Genomic DNA, 23,765 nt, shown 5'->3' with positions numbered 1-23,765 from the left:
ACGGCGGCTTTTTGGAAGGCACTATCGGAGACCGTAATGCCTATAAATACTGAACATTTGAATCGTTGCATCCAAACGCTGGAGAGCGCTTTGGCGTTGTTGCGTCAATATGAACCGGATAGCATTGAGTACGAAGTATTCCGCAATTCCGCCGTAAAAGGCTTTGAATTGACGCTGGAAGTTTGCGGGAAATTATTGCGTAAAACGTTGAAGCCCTATTTTGCATCTCCCAAGGCCGTAGACAGCCTGATGTTTAAAGATTTATTCCGCCATGCAGCTAAACATGGAATTCTCAGCGTTGAGGAAGTGGAACGTTGGCTGAATTACCGCGACAATCGCAACACTACGGCTCACGATTATGGAAAAGGATTTGCAGAAGAAACCCTTACGCTTTTACCTGAATTCATTGCGGACGCCAAGCGCTTAGAGGAGAAGATGAGCCATGCCGGCGCTTGATCTAAAACCATCCTACTTGGAAGAACTCAAAATCCTGCTCTCCCGCCATGCGCCTCATGCCGAAGTCTGGGCTTATGGCAGCCGCGTCAGCGGCCAAGGGCATGACGCCAGCGATCTGGATCTCGTTTTGCGCAATCCATCCCGCCTCGACGCCCCGCAAGAGAATCTCGCCGATTTGCGGGAAGCCCTAGCCGAAAGCAGTCTGCCCATACTCGTGGATATTCTGGATTGGGCGCGTCTTCCCGAATCCTTTCGCCAGGAAATCGAAAAAAATTATGTTGTCATCCAGACGCCGTAAAGCGATTGATTGGCTGCGACGACGCCTGGAAGTTCTTTAACGAGGTTTAGCCGAAGGAAAAGCCGAAGAAAGAGAGATTTCTCGCCGAATTTAAAAAACAACTCACCAAAAGCCCCTACTGGCCGGAATTGAAAAGGATGAATGGATGGGAGGAGTAAAAATTACTCGCTAATGGGTATTATTCGAGTTATTATAAAGTAAAATAGAACTGAGAAATAAGAACGAAATTTTTGGAGCGATCAAACCATGAACAGGATATCGACGAATGGCTATCCTCACTCTTTTGAAGATGCTTTAAGTCGCGTTGCGGCGGGCGAACCAGTGATTATCGAATACCAGGGAAAGGATCGGGCCGCATTAATATCGCTTGAAGCATTGCGTTTATTGGAACTTTCGATCGAGCAAGAAGAAGACCGGCTAGATTTAGAAGAAGCGCGAAAAATCATGGCGCAAACCAAAAAAGAAGAATGGATTCCTTGGGAACAAGCAGAGGCCGAATTGGATGCTATACAAGATTGATATTCATCCATCGGCATTAAAATATTTGAGGAAGATTCCTAAAGAAAATCGAAAAAAAATACGTCAAACGATTAAAAATCTTTCTCAGAATCCTCGACCAAATGGAATAGTAAAATTGGCGGGAAAGGAAAATTATTATAGGATTCGCGTCAACAAATATCGTATTATTTACTCTATTACAGATAAACAACTTAATATATTAATCGTGAAAATTTCTCATAGGAAAAACGCTTATTAGAATGGAATTCGCGATATTCTTAAGATCAACAAAGCCATTTCGAAAGTTGGTTTTTGGAGTCTAAAATGCGTTATTTTAAGGTTGCAATCCTTCGATTCTTACTCATAACGGCGTTGGCTCCCGCGCCGCACGGCGCTTGGGCGGACCGCGTCAAACCGATGTCGCTCGACGCCATCACGGAAGGCGCCCGGACAATCTTTCAAGGCGAATGCACGGAAATTAAATCCGCCAAGGATCCCGAATCCGGGCTGATGGCGACGTGGTATACTTTTAAAATCGCCGAAGGGATCAAGGGCAAAATCGGCGAGCAATTCGTGCTGAAGCAATACGGCGGCACGGACGGCAAGATCACCGTCAACGTCCCCGGCGTCAAGTATAAAGTCGGCGAGAAGGCAGTACTTTTTCTCTACGGCCAAAGCCAAATCGGTTTTTCCAGCGCCGTAGGGATGCAGCAGGGAAAATTCACCATTATTGAAGATAAGGAAAAGAACGCGAAGTATGTTACTAATGGCATGCCCGCCATGCTGCTCTTCGCCAATATGGCCCAGTCCGTCCCCACCGTGGATAAGAACGGTCTGCGAACAACGGGGGCCGCGCGCCTGCGCGCCGACCGCATGGAGTTGAAGCCTTTTCTAGATGAAGTGCGCTCGCTGGTGAAAAAACAAGCGGAAAAAGAGAAGAAAGCCGATCAATAACCGTGGAAAACGAATCTCTCCCCATGAACGAACAACCTATTCCAACGAATACTGAATTCCGCAAGGAATGGACGGCGGGGCGCGTCGCCTCCATTGTATTATTGGCGATCTTGTGCGGCGCCTTGGTTTGGAACGCTTATTCGCCGGAAGATATTTTCTTCTCCGATTTGAAATACGAATTGCTGGTTGGCGAAAAGTTCGAGCCGCAAAAGGATGTTTCCGTCCAAGGCCGCACGCTGCAGATTGGGCAGTCGTATTACCCGAAAGGGATGGGCGTTCATGCCAATTCTGAACTAAACCTGCGATTCGTTCCGGAATCGTATTCCTATTTCGCGGCGGAAATCGGAATTGACGCCGAGGTTCCCGCCGACAGCCCCGCCGCCGTCGTCTTTTCCGTTTTTTCCGACGGAACCCAACTTTACGAAAGTCCTATAATGAAACCGGGGATGCCTCCCCGGCTTGTTTATGTTCCCATTCGAGGGCGGCGAACGTTGACGTTGAAGGCGATCGCCGCCGATGACGGCGCTAAGGAAGGCGCTCACGCTGATTGGGCGATGGCCCGCTTTATCGCCCGATGATATAAACATGACATGCTTGCAGCGCGGGAATTCTATCCGATATGCAGCCTATTTTTCTCGTTCATGGTTTTCTGGGCTACCGGCGGCTTTTGTTGTGGGAGATGTTTCCCGGCGTTGTGGAACAACTAAAGCAAAAAGGATTCGCCGCCTACCGCGTACTCATTCATCCCACCGCCTCCATCGAGGAACGAACGCAGCAACTCCATGAAGCTATCCGCCGCGAAGCCGGCGAGGAAGAGAAGATACACCTTATTGGCCACAGCATGGGCGGATTGGACGCCCGCTATTTCGTCTCGCCCGGCGGGTTGGCGCAGGGAAGCCGTGTAATTTCCGTAACCACAATTTCATCGCCGCATCGCGGATCGCCGGTTGCGGATCGCATTCCCGCATCGCTAAAAGCGCTTTTTTCCTTCGGCGCCGGAATCGGCAAGCATCTGCCCATGGCGCCAGACGCCCGGAGTCTATTGAGAGGCGTATCCGAGAACCGATGGGACGCCTTGAAGCAACTGACTCCCGCATATTTGAACGAAACCTTCAATCCCCAGACGCCGGACGATCCTCGCGTGCGCTATTTTTCCTATGGAGGGAAGATCTCGCCGCCCAAAAATCTTTGGTCCAATTTTCCCCGCCCTCTCACTTGGCGCATTGTTCAGGAGCAGGAAGGCGACAACGACGGCCTTGTCTCCGTCGAGTCGGCGAAATGGGGCGAGTTCCTTGGCGCGATCCCGGCGGATCACGGCGAACAGATCGGCTTGAAAATCAATCCTTGGAAACACAACGCCTTCGATCATCTGACCTTCTTTTCCCAAATCGCCGACAACCTGGCGCAATGCGAGAATAAGAAAAATCGCTAAGGCGTCGCAATAGGAATCGCTTTTCCCTCTACGACAACCGATTCAACTTCACCCGCATTCCCTGAGAGAATCATGGCTTTTCCGTTTTGAAATTCTATTTCTACAAACGGATTCTGGCGCTTGAGTTTGATCGCCGTCTTGCCGCCGCGAGCATATTGCCCATTGCTTATGGCGATATGCTCGATCCTGTTCTCTCTTTGCGACGAGAAGCAGAAATCCGCGTCGCTTTCCAAGTTAAAATCGCCAGCTGTTATGCTTTTGGACTTCGCTTCATGGGAAAAGAGAAAACCCTGCCGCCTTCCATCGGCGAGGGCGACGATGACGGCGTTTTCGCTGGGATTGGAAATCTCCTTGATATTGGATTCGTTTTCATAAGGTTCAAGAACGCCGATAAAATGGGAGGAGAGCGTTTCGCTGACGCTCTGCCGCCGAATCATCAAGCGGGGAATCCATTCTTCCTTGCCACCGAAAGTGTTGGAAAAATCGATCCAGCACTCGCCCAAAGCGGCTTCGGCGTTAGGGGTGAGACTGGTATAGCGCAGATGGACGTTCGTCTTGACCGGCTCGGCGCCGCTGCGGTCTTCCAAGTTCCAATCGACGCTCCAGCCGCGGCTGGGTTTGAGGTCGGCGAGAAAATTCCGCGTCTGGGTTTCATGGCCGTAATCGATAGGCGTTTCCAGTTTCAATCCTTGCGTTTCCACTTTGGCGAAATTGGAGGATAAGAAGAAAGCGTGTTCCTGGCCGCCCTTCACGTCGAAAAGATCGAGAAGATAAAAATCGCGTTCGGAAATATCCACCTTGGCGATGGTCCGTTCGTAAACCTCGCCCTTGATGATTTCCGGCGCGGAAACGCGGACAACGTCGAATTTCTTTCCCGCGCCCCAAAGGGTGGTTTTGCCTTTGCCGGGGCTTTGGTTTTTGCCGTCGACGACAACGGCGTCATGCGCCGCCGTGCGCGTATACCAGACCGCCTTGGGAGCGCTCCAGCCGCCGTAACCGACGGGGGGATAGCCGAAGTCGGGCAGCAGGTCCATACCCTTGGCGAAGAGGCCCAGGTTCAAGCCGTCTTGATGGCTATGGCGTCCGCCCGCGTCGTGATCCAGCCAGGCGGCGCGGCGCAGTTCGTTCTTTCCCGAACGGAGAATGGACAATCCCCATTCCTCAAAACGAACATCGCCGGGAGAGACGACGGTTCCAACATCGTTAATGACCTTCTGTGCGCGCTCTTGAAACTTTTGCGGATTATCGGCGCAGAGATCGTGAGGCAAGCCCTCCGTGGATAAGCCGTTCGCTTTATACAAGACTTGAACGAAAGCGGGATCGCGGGTCAACTCGTACATTCGCCAAAGAAAACCGAACATGGAAGGCTCCGGGTCTTGGGCGGGCTTGGCGAACGACACTCCGCAGTAGATGGGGCTTTCCGAACCGAACCAGCCGCAATCGCCGATGCGGGGATAAAATTTTTCCAGACACCACGTATCGACGTAAAAACGGTATGTCTTATACAAATCGGGGAATTTTTTATAGAGATCGGGCAGCAGGTTGGGGTCCAAGCGGTCGAAGAGCGTGATGATCTCGGCGAAGGAGCGCGGGAAAATCGTCGTATAACCGGATAAGCCTTTCTCGCCAGTGAGGCCGTCTTCTTTGAGGGAATCGCTTAAAATACCGGAAAGCAACTCGATCACGCGATCGCGATTGTTTGGCCATTCCAGCACGGTTTCGATCGTAGCCAAGGCCGCCGGAGTGCGGGGAAAGTTGGATTCGATCCGCTCGCGATGCGCAAGCGTATGGCGCAGGATATTGTCTTCGATATTGGCTTGAATTTCCGCGAACGAAGACTTTTTGTTTTCCATTTTATATTGATCGGCTTTTTGCGCGAGACAGGAGACTAGTTCCTTGTCTTCTCGCATGGCTTCGAAAACGCGGTCGTAAGCTTGCGCCAGCTCCCGCGCTTCTTCGCAGGCGTCATGCCAGACGGTAACGTAGCCTTGATGGCCGCCGCGTTCGTAGACGAGGCCTTGCGATTTGAAATCGAAATCGGGATACAAGTCCGCTACGCGATCCAACAGAATCCCCGCCTTATGCGCGTAGACGAGATTGCCGGTGGAAACATAAGCCTGGCTTAAACTGCGCAGGCCGCCCATCACCTTTTGCCGCCACTGCCCCGCCACCAGGTAATAGCCGATGAAGCGCCAGCGCTTTTCTCCATCTACATACCCCTCGCCGTCGTCGACGCCAAAGGAATATAGCGCATCGTTGGGATTGGGATGCTCCTCGTTAAAGAGAAGCGAGCGGTCCGCCTTTTGGGGATCGAAGACGCCGCGTCCGTCCAGGCCGGAACGGTAAAATTTCCCGAAATCGTTTTTGGGAAACAGCGCCTGGCAATGAGGGCAGCGCACTTTGAAAGGCTGATTCCAAATGTCGATGATCCAGTTGTACATCTTGACGTCTTTTTTGCATTGAGGGCAGATGCCATCCGACCAGACCATCCACGTGCGAGTGATCGCCGGGCCGAACATCGCCTGCCATAACTCGTCGTCGGAACATTCGCGCCAGGGCTTGGCTCTTTCGACGATGCGCGTTTGAATCGCTTTCGCCCATTCGTGGTTCTTGGCGTTGCCGATGGCGAATTGCATCAATTGGGGAGTGTAGAGCGCATTCGCCTGTTTGCGCGGAGGGGGATTCTCGCTCAATCCGACGCGGATCGAAAGCAACAAAAACAATCCAGCTAGCAGCAGCGGAATCCAATAAAACAAACCGTTTTTATATCCTTCGAATTTGCTCATTATGATTCCTTCCTTTTTAAGCCCCATTTAATTTTCATTGCGCGCTTGGTTTCCGCGCAATCGCGAAGATATAAATTAATTAAGCTTTGGCAAGAAATGCCTTTCTCTTTTGCCATCGCTTTAAAATACTCGATTACATCCTTATCGATTCGTATCGTGATCGGCGTTTTCAACCGATTGGCGTATGGATTTTTCTTCGATTGGGAAAAATCGTAATTCTTTTTCATATTACTATTTTATGTTACGCAACCAATGATCTTTAACTTGCGGCGTTGTTTACAACGCCAAGTAGAAGAATCGTTCAAAAGAGCAACAAGGATTTCATTTTTTTGCGTTATTGAATCACGAAACCACGAAATGGCTCGAATTCCACGAAATTTTTAAATCACGGATATCGCGGATTCTTTTGGATTTCACGGAAAAAAAGCATTTCACAAAGCGATCCCATGCGCCAACTTTTTTTTCTTTTTTCGTGTTTTTCTTTTTCGTTTCGTGTTTTCGCGATTCGAAACGGCGAGTCTAATTGACTACTTCAACTTTTTAATCGCGCGTACCATGAGTTACTATTTTACAATTTCGTTATGATATTTCGTAAAAATATTCTATTGATGGGTCATACAACGCGACCCATCCTACCTGTTAAAACCCAATCCTCACCCGCCGGATTGTATACTTGTCAACAATATCCCGATTCACAGTAGGTCTTCGCCGATGCGCCTCCGGAATTTCAATCCATCCCACTACTACTTCAATTGGCGGATCGATAATGTCATCCGCAAACCAGCGGCGGCTGGCTTCTACATCCGTAGGATAGGAGCAATTCGGCAGCAACGCCATATAAAGCGCATGGAGCGCGCCTATGCCCAACTCCGGCATGGTTCCCATCCAATTGGGAACGCCCTGCGCCGCACAGAGATCGTAAATCCGCTTCGCTGCTAAGAGGCCGCCGACACGTTGAATCTTGATATTCACGATTCGGCAAGCCCGGCATTGCAGAGCGCGTTCCACGGCGGCGAGATCGTACGCGCTTTCGTCCAGGCATACCGGCGTCGCTAGCCGCGATTGCAGCTGGGCGCTTCCGGAGATGTTTTTCTCCGCCAGCGGTTGCTCGATCATCAATAATCCCATTTTGTCGATTTCATCGAATATGGGAAAATGTTCCTCGCTATAAGCGGCGTTGGCGTCGACCATGAGCGGAACGTTGGGAAAGGCTCCGCGTACTGCGCGCAAGGGTTCGATATCCCATCCCGGCTGAATTTTGATTTTGAGCCGCTTGTATCCTGCCTTCATATAACGGCGGCACGCCTCCACCAATTCGCTAATGGTTGGATAAATTCCCACGGCCAGGCCGGAAGCGATGGGCGCCGGTTGAACGCCCAAGCGATCGCAAAAGGTTACGTCATCTTCTTGAACCGCCAAATCCCACAACGCGCCTTCCAATCCCGCCCAGGCGAATTTGTCGTCGTTTTCAGCCATCGAACACAGGACGAATTCCGGGTGGAAAGTTCCCTCCGCAATCATGCGCGGAATGGCTGACTCGCGCAAAAAATTCCAACTGGAATCGGGCGTCTCGCGGGAATAGAATGCGCCGCTCATAGGCGAGGCTTCGCCGAAAGCCGTAGCGCCGTTGCGTTCGATTTGAACAAGAATGGATTCCTTGCTGCGCACTTCGCCCGAACTGATGCGGAACGGCTCCATCATGGGAACGTCAAGATGAATTAAGGTAATGGCGTTCATCGGCGCTAGAAATTCGTCTGCACCGTGCGTTTAAAGGAAGCGCGGCGATTCTGTTTTTGGGAACTATCGATGACTTCGGCGTAATAGGTATGATACCCTTTACCCGGGCGATGCGTGAAAAGAAAAGGCGGCGCATTCTTCGCGTCCACCTTCTGGCCGTCGCAGAACAATTCCACGCTCTGAATTCCGCTTTGATCCTGCGCGTCTACGGTCACGGCGACGCGTCCATCCTCGCGCGCTTGGATATCTTTTATCTCGACGAAGGGAGCAATATTATCCCGTTCATTATCGAATTCGAAAATAACGCCTCCTTCTTTGGTAAAAGTATAATCAAAATACTCTTTCGATTTGTTAGGCCAATCATTAATATATTGAACATAAACAGGATGTTCGGTAGCTGCGCGAATAGCGGCGCCTCGATAACGCAAGCGAATCTTTGCCTGACCGCCGTCAGAGGAAAGGAATTGGTAACGATTATCGGAAAGTCTCTTCGCCGCAACGGTTTTTCCATCCAGCGTTTCGACGTAAAGTTCGATCATTTCACCCGTGGATTCAAGCGGCGATAATTGGAAGAGAGATTTTCCCGTTTTTCCGGTAATCATAATTCCCTCGTTTAAAACCGGCGCGCCTTCTGGGAATTGAAAATCAAAAACGGCTTGATTCCCACTGCTATAAAAATTAGTGACAGCAAGATAGCGCCTGCCAGGATGGTTGGGATCGAGGGCCGCCAGGCTGCGCCATCCCTTCATAAGAGAAAATCCTTGATACAATTCTCCATCTTTTTTTACATCGGCGATGCTTTGATGAGATGCCCCCGTATAGATTTCCACCGGCAGAAACATCTCTTCTCCTGCTTTCATTGCTTGATTCTCAATGGGCGAAACGAATACTCCGTCGCATTTGTCTTTATAGGAAGCCTGCCTGGCCCAGTTGAATCCTACGGAGCGTTGAATTTTGATTTTTCGATTCGGCCCGGCGAACGCCAATCCCAAATCGTCGTTCACGCACCACCACGCGGCGTTATCGTAATCGCCTTCTTGCTCAAGAGCGCGCTCTCCTTGGGAACAGAAGAATTGGCGGCTGGGAGAAAAGCCATCGCGAACGTAGAAATAGACAGGCAAGCCAGTCCAGGTAAGACGCAAGTCTTCTTTCGCTCGAAATAACGTCATCATCACGCAAGGGCCATCCGCGAAAGAATGAAAAGCGTAATAGCGATCCATCGCAGGATCGGGGACCAATCCCGCCGTGTGGAATCCAGCGTCGTTCATGGAATATTTGTAAATGGCGTCCGGCGGAGCGGATTCTCTGAGTTTACCATCTCCCGCCGCGATTTCGATTTTTCCGATCAACGATTGCGGATGGCAATAGACTAGCGGTAAGGGATTCTCTTCGTCAGGCCGCGTTGGGATCACGAAACCGCAAAGCCCCCCGCCGCCGTACGTCGGCGCGGCGTTGCGCGTGGAAGAAGTTGAACCCCATGCGAACGAAGCCCATTTATCGTTGGAACGGTGAATAAGGTTTTGCAGCCAGCGGTAATGATAAGCCCCCAATAATTTTCGATCGGCATCGCTGGCGGATAGAGGGACGGCGCCGGGGCCGCGATATTTGTGCATCAAGTACGCCATCGCCGCTTTCGCCCAGGAATTGCGGTGATAATCGTACATTTTCACGGCGCGGCTTTGCCGTTGCAGCAAATGCGCCGCTTTCCATTCCAGCGCGGCGGCGAGAGCGTCTTTTTTCATCACGGAGCCATAACAATATCCCAAAAGCCCCGCGCCGTAATAGGCGTCGTATTCGTTGCCGTGCGGTGAAGCGGGTTCGCCTTCAGGCAGACATAAGACCTTCAGCCATTCCAAAACGCCGTTAAAGCCCGCGCCATCGTAGTGGAAGGTTTCGGGAACGGGAACGCCGGTGATGGCGCTCAGCATTTCAATATACGAGCGCGCCTCGAAAATCAGATCGCTGCCGTACCATAGATTGCACCATCCATGATGGTCGCTGGAGTAATCAGGATAGAGGTTCCAGCCCTTAGCCCATTCGCTGATGGGTTTGCCTTCGGCCAAAGCGGAATTGGCGAAATCCTGCATCGTCGATACAACGTCAATTCCGTTGCCCGCAATAATATCCCAATACATCTTGGCGTCCGGACGATTGGGAAAAAGAAACGCCGCACCCATGGTGCTGGAAAGATCCTGCTTGATCTGATCGTGGTTGCCACCCTGTCCTTTGGGATACCAGGTTTGAACCAGCCGTTCTTGGGGAGCGCCGCCAATCATGACGGCTTCCACCAGCTTCTTCGTTTCTTCGTCCAACTGATTCCACAATTTCGCCGAAGCCATCGTCAGCCAACCCACCTCGTCGGCGCGCCAGGAAAATCTTCGCCGCCAGTTGGGACCGTCGGCGAAATCGGCGCGGGTTCCGGGAAGATAGGGATAGGGATGCTCGACGTAGGCGCTGGTGAGACAGCACCAGCGAATGGATTGAATGGCGCGTTGAAGCAAGACGGCGCGCGGAACCTGGTTTTGACCGAATACTTGCTTATCGGTCTCCGTCAGCAAAACGGAATAACAGAATTGCACCATGCCGTTGCCGGAGATGGTGATGATGGTGGCGTAAGGTTCATCCATCCAATTCTTATATTTCCGGAAATCGAAAAATCCGCTGTTCGGAATTCGTTGAGATTCATCCACCCATAACGGTTCGAAATAATCCACGGCGGTTTCGACGACGTCCAGATAGAGCGAAAGCAGTTCTTTCTCATCCGCCGCCAGAGTTGTTGGTACAAATAAATAAGTAAGCGCGATTCCGAGGAGGGAATAGGAGAGAGTTTTCATCATAGCGTCCTTTGGCTTTGTTTATTATTCTTCAATCTACCACATCGCCGCCGCCGCAATAAAGCTTTGATGAATAAGTTTTATGGAGAATTTTTACTACGGATAGTTATCCAGCTTTATTTATGCTAAAACAATTTTATGAACGCCGAACTCTCTCCCCTCGTCGCCGCCGATTACGCCGTCATTGCGGGCTTCTTCGCCTCCATGCTGGGCATCGGCTTCTATTTCTCCAACCGGATGAGATCCTTGCAGGATTATTTCAGCGGCAGCCGCCGCATTCCTTGGTGGATTTCCGGCGCGTCATTCTACATGAGCAGTTTCAGCGCCTTCACCTTCGTCGCTTACTCGGCGCTGGCTTATCAATACGGCTGGGTGTCGGTAACGATTTATTGGGTAACCGTTCCCGCTGCTATTGTCAGCGCCGTCTTTTTCGCTTCGCGCTGGCGGCGGGCGGCGGAATCCAGCCCGTTGGAATACATCGAAGACCGCTATAGTTCTTCCATGCGCCAAAGCCTGGCCTGGCTGGGCGCTCCCGTCAAAGTGATCGACGGCGGGCTGAAACTTTTCGCGCTGGGATCGCTGGTATCCGCCGGACTCGATTTCCCGCTGCGTCCGGCGATCTGGCTTTCGGGATTGATCGTCTTGACCTATACCCTCATGGGCGGATTATGGGCGGTGATGGTTACGGATTTCGTGCAATTCGTTATTTTGCTGGCCGTGGTTCTTCTGCTGGTTCCGCTTTCGCTATCGAAGGCGGGAGGAATTAGCGGTTTTTGGCAATCCGTTCCCGATGGATTTTTTTCCATGACGACGGAGAAATACAATTGGACCTATCTCCTAGCTTTTCTAGTTATCATCGGATTGAACTTCAGCACGTCATGGTCGCTGGTTCAGCGGTATTATTGCGTGAGGGACGAAAAGGCGGCGCGCAAAGTTGGGTATATGGTTGCGTTTCTCAATATTATCAGTCCTCCGTTGCTTTTTATTCCCGCGATGGCGGCAAGCGTATTTCTCCCCGGTCTGAATCAACCCAACGACGTATATCCGCTTTTATGCCGGGCGCTGCTGCCATTGGGATTGATGGGAATGTTGATCGCCGCCATGTTCTCCGCCACCATGTCCATGTTGTCCGGCGATTACAACGCGGTCGCCGCCGTGCTGACGAACGACGTGTATAAACGATTCGTTTCTCCCCGCGCTTCCCTGCGCAGGCAACTCGCCGCCGCGAGGATCATCACGCTGGTCATCGGATTGCTTTCGTTATGGATCGCGTTATACGTCGTCAACGCGCGGCAGGAGGGGGATTTGTTCCAAAAGATGGTCAAACTCTTCAGCGTGTTCTTGCCGCCCATCGCTTTGCCTATGTTATTGGGGCTTATCAACCGCAAAGTATCCAATGCGGGATCACTTTGGGGATTATGGCTGGGAATATCCGCCGGATTGATCGCTTATTGGTTGGGAGGTAGAGAAGGGCTTGAATTCCTGCGGCGCGAGCAGGTAATTACGTCGCTCACCGTAGGTTTTACCATCGTGGGCTTGATCGCCGGTTCTTTGATCTTCCCCGTCTCGGCGCGGCAGCGCGGGCGCATCGAACAATTCTTCGCGCACATCGAATCCCCGGCGCCGCAAGACGCCATAATTCAAGAATCGGCGGGATCGGCGATATCGCCATTCGGAATTATCGGTTGGTCGATCGCCTCTCTAGGCGGCGTTTTAATCGCCGTCCTGCTCGTTACGGCGCCTTGGCGGCAAGCGCTTTTAAGTTTTGCGGTAGGCGGGATCATGACGACTATCGGGGGCATATTCTTGGCCGTCGCGCGCCATAAAGGAAAGGAGAACCTTCATGAGTAACTTCGGTAAATCCATCGGCTGCGCCATTCTCGGTTCCGGCTTCATGGGACGCACTTATTCGGAAACCATCGCCAAGTTCACGAAAGGAGCGCATCTCGTTGGCGCGTCCGGCGGCTCCCGCGCTCCAGTGTTAGCGGCGGATTACGGCATGAAGCATTGCGATTCGTGGCGCGATCTCGTCCAATCCAGCGAGGTCGACGCCGTCTTCATCGCCACGCCGCACAATCTACACGCCGAACAAGCGCTGGCGGCGGCGCAAGCGGGCAAGCATCTGCTGATCGAAAAACCGATGGCCTGCACAATCGCCGAATGCGACGCCGTGTTGGAAGCCTGCCGCTCCAATCATTTAAAATGCACTATCGCCTTCACTCAACGCTATCGCGTCTGCAACGCCTCCGCCAAAGCGTTATTGGATTCGGGAAAATTGGGAAAAGTACAACAAATCCGCTCCTATCAAATGGTTCCCGGCGGAATGCCCAATTTGCCTGCCTGGCAATTCGACGCGGATAATATGGGAACGCTCTTCGGCCACGGCATCCACAATTTCGACAACGCCCGCTGGATTTCCGGCCAGGAGATCGCCACCGTATACGCCAAATGCCGCAGCCTTGATCCCGCCCGCTCCACGGAAGGAACCGCCGACGTTATTTTGACCATGAACAGCGGCGCCGTCGTCTATCTCTTATGTTCCTTCCAAGTTCCCAAACCCGGCTTTCCCCGGTCGCAATTCGCCTACCGCGTTATATGCGAGAAAGGCCTATTGGATATCGACGCTTACGGCGAAGCTCGCGCCTCCATCGACGGAGGGGCGTGGGAAACCATCGCCGAACAGCCTCCCATCGACTGGCAAGGCAAAGGTTTTCTCGATCCCGTGCGATTGGAATCGTATGGAAAACATTTGCAGGATTTCATCGACGCCATTCGGGAAGATCGCGAACCATCCATTACCGGTTGGGATGGCCGCCAAGCCGTAGCGGCGGCGCTGGCAGCTTACGAATCGAACCACGAAGGAAAAGAAGTCCGATTGTAAATAGGCTTTCAGAATAGAGAATAAATATGAAATTCGATCGTTCGAAACAACTGCTCGAACGCGCCCGGCGCGTGATTCCCGGCGGCATTTCCAGCAATGTACGCGCGAATTGGGAGCCGTTTCCCTTATTTTACGAACGCGGCCAAGGCTCGCGCGTTTGGGACGCCGACGGCAACGAATACATCGATTACGTTTTGGGACGCGGCCCTCTTTTATTAGGCCATTCGCCAAAGCCGGTTATCGACGCCATCAAAGCCCAATTGGATCGCGGCCTGATGTTCGCCGGCCAGACGGAGTTGGAAATTCAAGTCGCGGAAAAAATCTGCGAATTGGTTCCCTGCGCTGAACAGGTTCGCTTCGGCTCTTCCGGCTCCGAGTCGGTTCACGCGGCGCTGCGGCTGGCGCGGGCGGCGACGGGGCGGAAGATGATTCTCCGCTTCGAAGGCCACTATCACGGCTGGTTCGACAATATCGCTTGGAATTACGCCCCGCCGCTCGATCAAGCCGGGCCGCGCCATCGCCCCAACCTGTTTCCCTCTTCTCTCGGCCAACCCGCCGAAGCAGGCGCGAATCTGTTCGTTCTTCCTTGGAACGATCTGTCCTTGGTGGAGAATTTATTCACCGATCGGGGACAAGAGATTGCCGCCGTTATCACCGAGCCGCTCATGTGCAACTACGGCGCGATCGAACCGCAATACGGCTATCTGGAAGGCTTGCGCCAACTCTGCAACCGTAACGGCAGTTTATTGATATTCGACGAAGTCATCACCGGCTTCCGTTTGTCGTTGGGGGGGGCGCAGCAACATTTCGGCGTCATTCCCGATCTGGCGACTTTCGCTAAAGCGATGGCCGGGGGCGGCGCCGTCAGCGCCATAGCGGGCCGCGAAGCGTATATGAAGTTATTCGGCGAGTTGAAAACCGTTCATGCTGGAACCTATAACGCCAATCCTCCCGCTATGGCCGGAGCGCTCGCCGCTTTGACGATGCTGTCGGAAAACGACGGCGAATTGTTGGAGAAAACCTGCGAATTGGCGGCGAATTTAATGGATGAAATCGAATTGCTGGCTTACAACACCTCGCTGCCGCTCACACTGCGGGGCGTCCCGCCCGTATTCCACGTCTCTTTCCTTCCGCGGGATGCGGGGCCGGTGATCGATTATCGCACCGCTTTGCAAACCGACCGGGGACTCATGCGAAAATTATGGATCGAGCTGCAAAAACGCGGCGTACGCACAACGCCCGAAGGATTGTGGTTCGTCTCCACCGCTCATACGGAAGAAGACGTTGAATGCACCTTGGACGTATTGCGAAAAGCGCTCGCCGAAATCGAAAAATCGGAGAAATAGCGATGAGGAATATTTTAACTCATGTTTCGCAATTCTATTCCCTCGCCCTCTGGGAGAGGGTTAGGGTGAGGGATTTAATTTGGATTACGCTCTTCTTTTTAATAGGATTTTCGCCAATTTCTTTTGGATCCGATCAGGACGACAGCGCCAATAAGCAAAAACTTTTCGAAAAAGTTTTTGACGGCGCCGTCCAACTCGATTCCCAGATGGTTCAAAAAGTATTGCAGGGCAAGAAGGACGAGCGACATTATGCGGATGCGGACGGCGACGGCCAGCCGGAAGAAGTATGGTTTATCGATAACGATTCGCGCCATCCCGAACGCTATCGTCCGCTGCTGGTCCGCGCCATCGACGAGGATGGCGATTTGCTGACAAGCCATGAACCCGATATCGACAGCGATCTCTACGTCGCCGATTGGAAAGCGGACGGTTCGGTCGATGCCGTGTTGGATTATAACGACAAAGACGGCGACGGCGATGCGGACGAGATGGCGATGTATTTCTATGGCGGCAGCTCGGGATATTTCAACGAGCCGGTTCTGCGCGTCTGGTGGGGACGCGACGTCGGCGACGACAATCTTTTATGGCATGACATTGGATATACTTACGATCAAACTCTTTGCCAATACCGCACGCATTTCGGTGGCGATGAAATGTTCGCCGCCTTCGCGCTGCCTTTATCCGGGCAGGAGTGGATTCCCTTTTTCGAAAATCCTTTTCTCTTTTACGACCGTGACGGCGATGGCGTGACGGAAGAGGTTCTGCGCTTGTCCGGCGTGGACGATAATGTCGAATCCATCCGCTGGAGTTTCGACGCCGACAACGACGCGGCGAGAGATCAACCGCGCGACTTCGACGTCTCGATCACCGCCTGGGCGCCGGGCGTTTCCTGGATAAATCAAGGCCGCCAGCGCGGACAAACCGATCTGCGGTTCGATGAGCGCTTCGCCGAGCGGCATACGCTTCGAGGCATTCCCACCGCTCCATTTTTGCGTTATGAATCCGCTCCCGCTTTCGCCCGCCCCATCGTTTGGGAGCGCGCCATGCTGACCTGGGACGAGGACGACCGCAACGTGGACGAACAACAATACGCCGACGCCAACGAGCGTTGGGAAGGCGTCATCGCCAACGGCAATGAAGATTTCCCGCAAGTCGGAGGCCCCAGCTGCGGCGCCTTCAACAAGCGTTACGAACTCGCGATGAAACCCAACGGCCCGCTGCGCTATTACTACCATCCCGCCGACGGGCGCCTGCACCTGCGCGGCGCAGATAAGTCTTGGATCGACGTGGATATGAATTTCGACCGCCGCACGGATATGCGTTACGAGATGATCGATGAGGACGGCGACGGCGTTATCGACCAATGGTCTATCGACGTCAACGCCGACGGAACGCCGGAAGACGTTTGGCGCTCCGATCCTTCCTTGATTCAGGAAGTGGATTGGAATAGGGCGGATGTCAACGCTGCAACCAGCTTCGCCCGCCGCCGCAACCAATGGCGGGAGCCGTTGGTTCACTACTTAATCAAATTATTGCAAACAACCAATGAAGAAGCGGCGGGAACGATGCTTTCACTCTTGAACCAATGGGGACGGATTGAAAGTTTCAGTCAAGATGAGATCGATAAGTTTATCGCCTCTCCCGAAACCCAAAGTTACCGCTATGGCGTGAAAGCGGATCGGCTGATCGCCGAACTGAAAAAATATTATAAAAACGAAGACTTTTGGCAGCGCTTCGATCGAGCGCGTTCGCAAGGCGATCTCGAAGCCATGCTCCAATGCGTGATGGAAAAGACGGGCGTGGACGATTATGCGAAGCCGGAGCAAACGAAAATATCCACAGGCGCCGTCGCCTGGGCGCAGGATTGGGTTCCTCCCAATATCGGTTGGGAATCGGAGAAGATCGCTTATCGCGTTTATTGGGGACAATTCGATTTCTTCGGCAAGAAGAACGATTGTTTGATTTATCCTACGATCGGCGCCATGAGTTATCACGACGAAACCGAATGGGGTATCGACGCGCTGCTCGTAGGCGAATCCGCCGGATGCGGCGGAGCGACGCTTTATATTAACGGCAAAGCCTGGCCAGTGCGCAATCCCGCAGGCAAGGGAGAAATCGTTTTTACGAAGCGGCTGCTTTCCCAAGATGAAACCCATATAACCATCGAACATCTCGCCGAAGGCGCCGGCCCCAAAGACAATCCTTATACTATCCGTTTTCATTGTTTCGCCAACGCGGGAAGAAAAGACTCGCCCATTGACATTACCATCGAAGGCGGGAAAGAGGGCGACGAAATCGCGTTGGGCATTGGTTTGACGAAAATGCCGCAAGAGGCTCTTCTCTTCGATTCCAGCGCAGGCGTCATGGGCGTTTGGGGCGCGCAAACGCCCGTCATTGGAACCATCGGCATGGGAATTGTTTTCCCCAAAAACCGCTTTCTACGAATCCAAACCACGCCAGATGAAAATCAAGCCGTCCTCCAAGCGGAGCGGGGAAAAACGCTGCGCTATCATATTCAATGCGATTGGCTGCGGGGCCGCCGCTTCGACCGCTGCCCCTCGGCGGGAGATTGGCTCAACGAGTTGCGGGCGCTGGCTGCCGAGGTGAAATTGCGATGAAAAATACTCGTCTTTTTCTCGTATTATTCGCCTTCGTTTGGCAATGCAGTCCTTCCGCTTCGGCGTGGGAAGGCTTCCAATGGGAAAAATGGCAAGAAATCACTCACGCACAGAAACCTGATATTATTACCCCTCAGAGTGGAACCATGGAATTGCTGCCGTTGCTTCAAACCGGTGGGGAACATTCTTCGCCCATCGATTCGATCAAGGATTGGGAAAGCAAGCGTGACGCCATCTTGCAAACCTTGCGCGCGATGACGGGCGAACCGGCTAACCTGCAACCGCCGCCGCCTTATTCCGAATGGCTCGGCGAGCAGGAGTTGGAATCCTATACGCGAAAGCATATCCGCATCGCCAGCGAACCGGACGATTGGATTCCCGCCTATCTCCTTGTCCCCAAAAAACTGCCCGCCCATCCCGCGCCGGTCATGATCGTCCTGCATCAAACCGTCGCTCAAGGCAAGGATGAACCTTGCGGAATCAAGGGCCATCCCGAACTGGCGCTGGCGCAGGAACTCGTCCAACGCGGCGCTATATGCCTCGTTCCCGACGCCATCGGCTTCGGCGAGCGCATCCCAGCAGGGGCAGGACCGTACGCTGGAGCGCATGATTTTTACCAGAAGCATCCCCATTGGTCTTTTCTCGGTAAGATGTCGTGGGACATTCAGCGCCTCGTGGATTTTATAGAAACGCTGCCCATCGCCGACATCCGCCGCATCGGCGTCATCGGCCATTCGCATGGAGCTTATGGCGCCATCTTCGGCGCGATTTTCGAGCCGCGCATCTCCGCCGTCGCCGCTAGTTGCGGCTTCACAACGCTGCGCCGGGATCCAACGCCCAACCGTTGGAGCCGGCTCACGGCCTTGATGCCGCTTTTGGAATATTACGTCCAAGACATCAAGGAAGCGCCGTTCGATTGGCATGAAATCATCGCTTGCCTGGCTCCGCGCCCCTATTTTAATTGGTCGACGCTCGACGACCGCATTTTTCCCAACACGGACAATTTCGATGAGGTCTTCAATCCATTGCGCGAAGTCTATGGTCTCTACGGCGCCGCCGGTTCGTTGGATGCCCGCAGCGCGAGAGGCGAGCATTCCTTCCCCCGCGAAATTCGCCAAGCGGTTTACGGCTGGCTGGATGAGCACCTCGCTCCCCGGCCTAATTTAGATCGCTTCAAACATGAGTTGCCTGCATCTCAAGAAGAATGGAACGCGGCGCGAAGCGATATCAAAAAACTGCTTCAACGCGATATCGGGCCGGTCGATCCTCCCTCGTTGAGACCCGATTACGATGTTTTGAGCGAGTCGGAGGAAGAGGGGTATATCGAGAAAAAAATCCGTTATCTCGTTGCTCCGGACGAACCCATTGCCGCTTATCTTTTATCGCCCAAAGACGGCAATGGCAAACATCCCGCCATGATCGTCTTTCATCAAACCGTCAAGGACGGAAAAGAAGAAGCCGTTGGGCATAGTGGGCGGCCCAGCATCCATTTCGGCCCGGAATTGGCGCGCCGAGGCTATGTCGTACTCGCGCCAGACTCCATCGCCGCCGGCGAGCGCATCGGCCCGTCGGGAGCGTTTGACACCCGCGACTTTTACCGTCGTTACCCCGATCTTTCCGCATTGGGAAAGATGATCCAAGACGGCCGCCGCGCCATCGATGTTTTGCAAACGATTCCCAACGCCGATCCCCAACGCATCGGCGCCATCGGCCATTCGCTGGGCGCCGAGGAAGCGCTCTTCACCGCCGCTTTCGACGTGCGCATCCAAGCCGCCGCCGCCAGTTGCGGCTACGCTCCTTTCCAAGCCGAAAAGAATCCCTCGCGTTGGGCGCGGGACAAGTGGTTTTCCTATATGCCCCGCCTGCGCGCCGATCTGCGGGCGGGATGGCTTCCCGCATGGGATTTTGACGACGTTATCCGGCTGATAGCGCCGCGCGGCTATTTCAATTTCCAAACGACGGGCGATGAAATTTTCCCCGAAGGCGCGGCGGCGCATCCATTGACGCTCTCAACGCGCACGATCTGGCGCTTCTATGGCGCGGAAGACTATTTGATGAGCCGCTTGGAGCCGGGACCGCACGATATCACGCCGACAGCGAAGGAAGAGATTTATACGTGGTTTGATCGTTTATTGAAAAACAAATAAGGCGAAACGATGATTACGGATTGTCACGTCCATATCGGAAAATCCAATTGGTTTCATGTCTACGCCAACGCCGATTTGCTGATCGACGCCGCCGACAAGGCTGGAATCGATCGCATGATGGTTACCGATTTTACCGCCCTGACGTACGACATGGAGGAGGGCAACGAATATGTGCGTAAGCAAATCGCCCTTCACCCAAACCGCCTGCTGGGTTATTTCACCGTCAGTTCGGGAAGGATGGGCGCGAAGGTCGTTAACGATCTGGAACGGTATGTCGAGGAGTATGGATTTCGCGGATTGAAAATTTATTCCACACCGCCGCTGCTGCTCATCGACGATCCTTATATGTACCCGATTTTAGAAAAAGCGGCGCAATGGCAGATTCCCGTGCTGGCTCATTCTAACGCGCAGGAATGCGAATCGCTGGCGCGGCGCTATCCCGAGTTGATTCTCATCAATGCCCACATGGGCAACTGTCCTCAAGCCAACGGCGATTGGCATCGCGCCGCCATCGCTGCCCAACAATACCCGAACATCTATCTCGATACGGCCAGTTCCGCCTTCGACAATGACATGATCGAATTCGCCGTGGAGAAGGCGGGCGCAGAGAAGATTCTCTTCGGCTCCGACTCACCGCTGCTGGATCCGATTTTGCAAATCGCTAAAGTAACGGAAAGCGATCTCGCGCCGGAACAGCAACAATTAATCCTGCACGGCAACATCGACCGCCTCTTGCGCCGGAGGGAATCGTGAAGATCGTCGACGTCAACGCCTATCACGGCCAATGGCCCTACTGGCCGCTGCGCAATAACAATCCCGAATCGCTGCTGCGCCGCATGGATCGCTATGAAATCGGGCTGGCTTTCATCTGCTCGCTAAAAGCGGTTTTCGCCGATGTCGAAGCAGGCAACGCCGAGACGCTGCGCCTGGTCCAGCGCCATCCTCAACGCTTCGCACCCGTCTTTACTTATTCTCCTTACGCGCCGGGAAAGGAGCGCTTTCACGACGACGTGCAGGAAAGCGGCGCTTGCATCATTAAATTATTCCCCCTTCATCATAGCTACGATCCTTTGGAAGAACCCTATATCTGCGAGCTGCTCGATTTCTGCGCCGAAGCGTCGATTCCCGTCATGCTGCCGCATCGCCTTATGGCGAGCTGGCGCTTTCCCGCTTTCGATATCCAGAAGATGGGCGCCCTGGTTCTGCGGCATCCGCAAACGCGATTTATTCTCTCATCCATCAATTATCTTTTCGAATTGCAAAGCGCGCTGGACGTTATGCGCCGCGCTCCTAATGTTTATCTCGAAACCTCGGGCATGATGGCGTTCCGCGAAATCGCTTACGTTGTCCAACAAATCGGCGCCGATCGCCTATTGCACGGCAGCGCCAATCCCTTGCAGAATCCCGCCATCGGCCCGCTGAAAATTTTATCGGCGGAAATATCTGAGCAAGAGAAAGAACGCATTCTCTTCGGCAATGCCGCGCAACTTTTATTTTTCAATAAAAACAAGGATTAGGAGAATGGTGGGCTACGCTTCGCTTTGAGCCCACCCTACCAGACTAATACTAACTAGGGGGAGCGCAATGAAACGGTTCATCGCATTCGTCACTTTTCTTATTTTTCCCATATCCCTATTTTCCGATGCGCCGCCGCCGTGGTGGGAAGCGGAAACGAAAATGGAAGCGGGAGGGAAACTCGATTTATCGAAGAAAGAGTGGTTTGCGCGGGCGCAGCAGTTGACGGAAGGGGAACAAATAACGCTGACCTCCTCCTATTCTCCCAATGGCCGAATGATCGTCCGCCGCGAAGCCCGCGCGCGCAGCCGATCCCCGCAAAGCATGATCGTTTGGATTCTCGACGACGACGGCGATATGGATCCCAACAATCCTCAAGGCGATAAAGACAGCGATTGTTATATCGCCGATTACGGCGGCGACGGCCTTGCCGACCGTATGGTGGATTACATCGACGCCGACGGAGATCAAGTTGCGGACGAGATGGAAATCCGCTATTTCGAAAAAGGCGAATTGCGCCGCGCTTGGTTCGGCCATGATTTGGACGGCGACGGATCGATGTGGGACGCGACCGATTACGAATACCACGGCGATTTCTTCCGCTGCGATCCTTATGGCGATAACGAAATTTATATGAACAAATATCATCCCCAAAAAGACGCCTGGCTGCCCATCTCGGAATGTCCCTTTTCTTTTTATGATAGCGACGGTGATGGCCAATCCGAAATCGTTACCCGCTTCAGCGCCGCCCCATTGGATTTTTCCGCCGCAGCCGATCCCGATTACGCCAACAGCCAGGCGCGCTATCAAGGAGAGTTCGATCCGGCGATGGAGCAAATGGGCGTCGTCAACGTCCGTTATAGTTTCGATATCGACGGACTCAGTTCCCAAGAGAATCCCCTGCATTACGAAATGGGATTCAACATGACCGGCAAGCTGCCCTATCGCTTTGCCGGCATGAAACGCTATCAATCGCTGCGCCGCGCTCCCAAAACCTCCGTCTGCATTCCTCATGGCCTGGCGCGTTACGTCTCCGAAACCTACCCGGCGGAACAGACGGGCTTCACCTGGCGCGAATTCGAGGACGCCTCGATTCAAATCGGTCATCCATCGCATCCCGAATACGACCGCCGCTGGGAAGGCGTTTTTTGGACATGGAACCGCCGCATCATGCACAACACCGGCGGGCCGGTGCAAGAATGGAACTCCCGCCGCGAGTTCATGCCCTCGCCGTCGACCCGCCGCGAAATCTATTACAGCCCCGTCGACCGACGCCTGCATCTCAAAAGCGCCGTCGAGGGGTGGCTGCGCGTCGGCTATATCGATGAAGAGAAAGCGTGGGGCGAAATCCGAATGTTCGACGCCGACGCCGACGGCTATTTTGACCGCTGGGAATATTATCAGAAGGGCGAGGATGCGCCCTATCGCATCGCCATCGCGCCGCAAGCGCAAAACCGCGATTTCGCGGACGACTGGGCCGCGATGCAAGCGTTTTACGTACAACAAGCGCTGCCCGAAGCTATCCGGATCAACCAACGCCTAATCGGCGAAATCGAACGCCTTGGCGGCGATTGGGCGCCGGAACTCCCCGCGTTCCTGGCCAATGCGCTGCGGCAAAATATCAGCCCCGACGAGCGCCGCTATATCCTCGACCTGATCCGCGAATTCCGTTATCGCCATTTCCTGACGGAAGCGCGGAAACGATCGCAGCGGCGATTGGCGGAAGATCAAAAACCGGACACGCGCTCCGATACTGCACTGCGGGAAAAATCGGAAACCGTCTGGAGCGAAGCGGCGGCGTTTTCCCGCCTCGACGCCGCTTATAATCTGGGCGATTATGATACAGCGGCGGCTTTGATTCGGGAGTATTCGCGATTCAATAAACCATAAAACAAAAAACAAATATAATAGAGGAAAAACAGGAACCATAATCATGCTTACGCGCGATGAAATATTAAAAACAATCAAAGAACATCGCAACGACATCAAACGATTCGGAGTCCGTGAAATCGCTTTGTTTGGATCCCATGCGCGCAACGAAGCCGTTGGGGACAGCGATATGGATTTTATTGTGGTTTTAGAAAAAAAATCGTTTGACGCTTATATGGATTTGAAATTTTATCTCGAGGACCTATTTAGGGCTTGCTGATATAAGCGTAAGTCTTGACAAATAAGTATATTAAGATATAATTTTTCCAAGGAATGCGCAAGAGAATCCGCTTGTATCCTACAAAACCTTTGCACATAAGTTGAGGGCTTGATG

Annotated in this window: 20 protein-coding genes; 16 read left to right on the top strand and 4 right to left on the bottom strand. The window is 53.2% G+C overall.

The window, feature by feature from the left end; genetic code table 11:
* From AB1656_21370 to AB1656_21340, 7 genes are all read left to right on the top strand, one after another.
* The coding region (locus AB1656_21370) for a nucleotidyltransferase substrate binding protein (GenBank protein ID MEW6237947.1) at positions 1-456 on the top strand (456 nt) is incomplete at its 5' end.
* Positions 443-754 (top strand): nucleotidyltransferase domain-containing protein, encoded by a 312-nt coding sequence (locus tag AB1656_21365; protein ID MEW6237946.1) that lies wholly within the window; start codon positions 443-445, stop codon positions 752-754. The genes AB1656_21370 and AB1656_21365, both read left to right, overlap by 14 nt.
* 246 nt (positions 755-1,000) lie before the next feature.
* Positions 1,001-1,273 carry a hypothetical protein gene (locus AB1656_21360; protein ID MEW6237945.1) on the top strand — a complete coding sequence of 91 codons (273 nt, stop codon included), beginning with the start codon at positions 1,001-1,003 and terminating at the stop codon, positions 1,271-1,273.
* Complete coding sequence (locus AB1656_21355; protein MEW6237944.1) at positions 1,257-1,511, top strand: type II toxin-antitoxin system RelE/ParE family toxin; 255 nt, start codon at positions 1,257-1,259, stop codon at positions 1,509-1,511. Before AB1656_21360 ends, AB1656_21355 begins: the two co-directional genes overlap by 17 nt.
* 65 nt (positions 1,512-1,576) lie before the next feature.
* Complete coding sequence (locus AB1656_21350) at positions 1,577-2,206, top strand: hypothetical protein (GenBank protein ID MEW6237943.1); 630 nt, start codon at positions 1,577-1,579, stop codon at positions 2,204-2,206.
* A gap of 23 nt (positions 2,207-2,229) precedes the next feature.
* On the top strand, positions 2,230-2,784 hold the full coding sequence (locus AB1656_21345; protein ID MEW6237942.1) for an NPCBM/NEW2 domain-containing protein: 555 nt from the start codon (positions 2,230-2,232) through the stop codon (positions 2,782-2,784).
* A 41-nt stretch (positions 2,785-2,825) separates the two neighbouring features.
* Positions 2,826-3,638 (top strand): alpha/beta fold hydrolase, encoded by an 813-nt coding sequence (locus AB1656_21340; protein ID MEW6237941.1) that lies wholly within the window; start codon positions 2,826-2,828, stop codon positions 3,636-3,638.
* On the opposite strand, the gene AB1656_21335 is transcribed toward AB1656_21340, so the two are convergent.
* From AB1656_21335 to AB1656_21320, 4 genes are all read right to left on the bottom strand, one after another.
* Positions 3,635-6,424: a heparinase II/III family protein gene (locus AB1656_21335; protein MEW6237940.1), complete on the bottom strand. Its 2,790-nt coding sequence runs from the start codon at positions 6,422-6,424 to the stop codon at positions 3,635-3,637. The genes AB1656_21340 and AB1656_21335 overlap by 4 nt on opposite strands.
* Positions 6,424-6,651, bottom strand: coding sequence for a DUF6364 family protein (locus tag AB1656_21330; protein MEW6237939.1), 228 nt, complete (start codon positions 6,649-6,651; stop codon positions 6,424-6,426). The genes AB1656_21335 and AB1656_21330 overlap by 1 nt, the downstream gene beginning before the upstream one ends.
* Before the next feature lie 412 nt (positions 6,652-7,063).
* Positions 7,064-8,161: an o-succinylbenzoate synthase gene (menC, locus tag AB1656_21325; GenBank protein ID MEW6237938.1), complete on the bottom strand. Its 1,098-nt coding sequence runs from the start codon at positions 8,159-8,161 to the stop codon at positions 7,064-7,066.
* Positions 8,162-8,166: 5 nt separating this feature from the next.
* Positions 8,167-10,998 (bottom strand): Ig-like domain-containing protein, encoded by a 2,832-nt coding sequence (locus AB1656_21320; GenBank protein ID MEW6237937.1) that lies wholly within the window; start codon positions 10,996-10,998, stop codon positions 8,167-8,169.
* A 135-nt stretch (positions 10,999-11,133) separates the two neighbouring features.
* On the opposite strand from AB1656_21320, the gene AB1656_21315 reads away from it, so the two are divergent.
* From AB1656_21315 to AB1656_21275, 9 genes are all read left to right on the top strand, one after another.
* Positions 11,134-12,846, top strand: coding sequence for a hypothetical protein (locus AB1656_21315; GenBank protein MEW6237936.1), 1,713 nt, complete (start codon positions 11,134-11,136; stop codon positions 12,844-12,846).
* A complete protein-coding gene (locus tag AB1656_21310; protein MEW6237935.1) occupies positions 12,839-13,876 on the top strand; it encodes a Gfo/Idh/MocA family oxidoreductase in 1,038 nt (345 codons plus the stop codon). The genes AB1656_21315 and AB1656_21310 overlap by 8 nt, the downstream gene beginning before the upstream one ends.
* Positions 13,877-13,902: 26 nt before the next feature.
* Positions 13,903-15,222, top strand: coding sequence for an aspartate aminotransferase family protein (locus tag AB1656_21305; protein MEW6237934.1), 1,320 nt, complete (start codon positions 13,903-13,905; stop codon positions 15,220-15,222).
* Between the two features lie 65 nt (positions 15,223-15,287).
* On the top strand, positions 15,288-17,840 hold the full coding sequence (locus AB1656_21300; GenBank protein MEW6237933.1) for a DUF4861 family protein: 2,553 nt from the start codon (positions 15,288-15,290) through the stop codon (positions 17,838-17,840).
* The gene (locus AB1656_21295; GenBank protein ID MEW6237932.1) at positions 17,837-19,987 is read left to right on the top strand and encodes a dienelactone hydrolase family protein; all 2,151 of its coding nucleotides are present in this window, start codon (positions 17,837-17,839) and stop codon (positions 19,985-19,987) included. The genes AB1656_21300 and AB1656_21295 overlap by 4 nt, the downstream gene beginning before the upstream one ends.
* A gap of 9 nt (positions 19,988-19,996) precedes the next feature.
* Positions 19,997-20,740 carry an amidohydrolase family protein gene (locus AB1656_21290; GenBank protein ID MEW6237931.1) on the top strand — a complete coding sequence of 248 codons (744 nt, stop codon included), beginning with the start codon at positions 19,997-19,999 and terminating at the stop codon, positions 20,738-20,740.
* Complete coding sequence (locus tag AB1656_21285; GenBank protein ID MEW6237930.1) at positions 20,737-21,504, top strand: amidohydrolase family protein; 768 nt, start codon at positions 20,737-20,739, stop codon at positions 21,502-21,504. Before AB1656_21290 ends, AB1656_21285 begins: the two co-directional genes overlap by 4 nt.
* A gap of 67 nt (positions 21,505-21,571) precedes the next feature.
* Positions 21,572-23,392 (top strand): hypothetical protein, encoded by a 1,821-nt coding sequence (locus AB1656_21280; GenBank protein ID MEW6237929.1) that lies wholly within the window; start codon positions 21,572-21,574, stop codon positions 23,390-23,392.
* Positions 23,393-23,435: 43 nt separating this feature from the next.
* Positions 23,436-23,651, top strand: a complete 216-nt coding sequence (locus AB1656_21275; GenBank protein ID MEW6237928.1) for a nucleotidyltransferase domain-containing protein — start codon at positions 23,436-23,438, stop codon at positions 23,649-23,651.
* The last annotated feature ends 114 nt before the right edge of the window (positions 23,652-23,765 follow it).

It is taken from the genome of Candidatus Omnitrophota bacterium, assembly GCA_040755155.1.
In the GTDB taxonomy this organism is placed as follows: Bacteria; Hinthialibacterota; Hinthialibacteria; order Hinthialibacterales; family Hinthialibacteraceae; genus JBFMBP01.
This window is presented reverse-complemented; position numbering and strand designations above follow the sequence as displayed.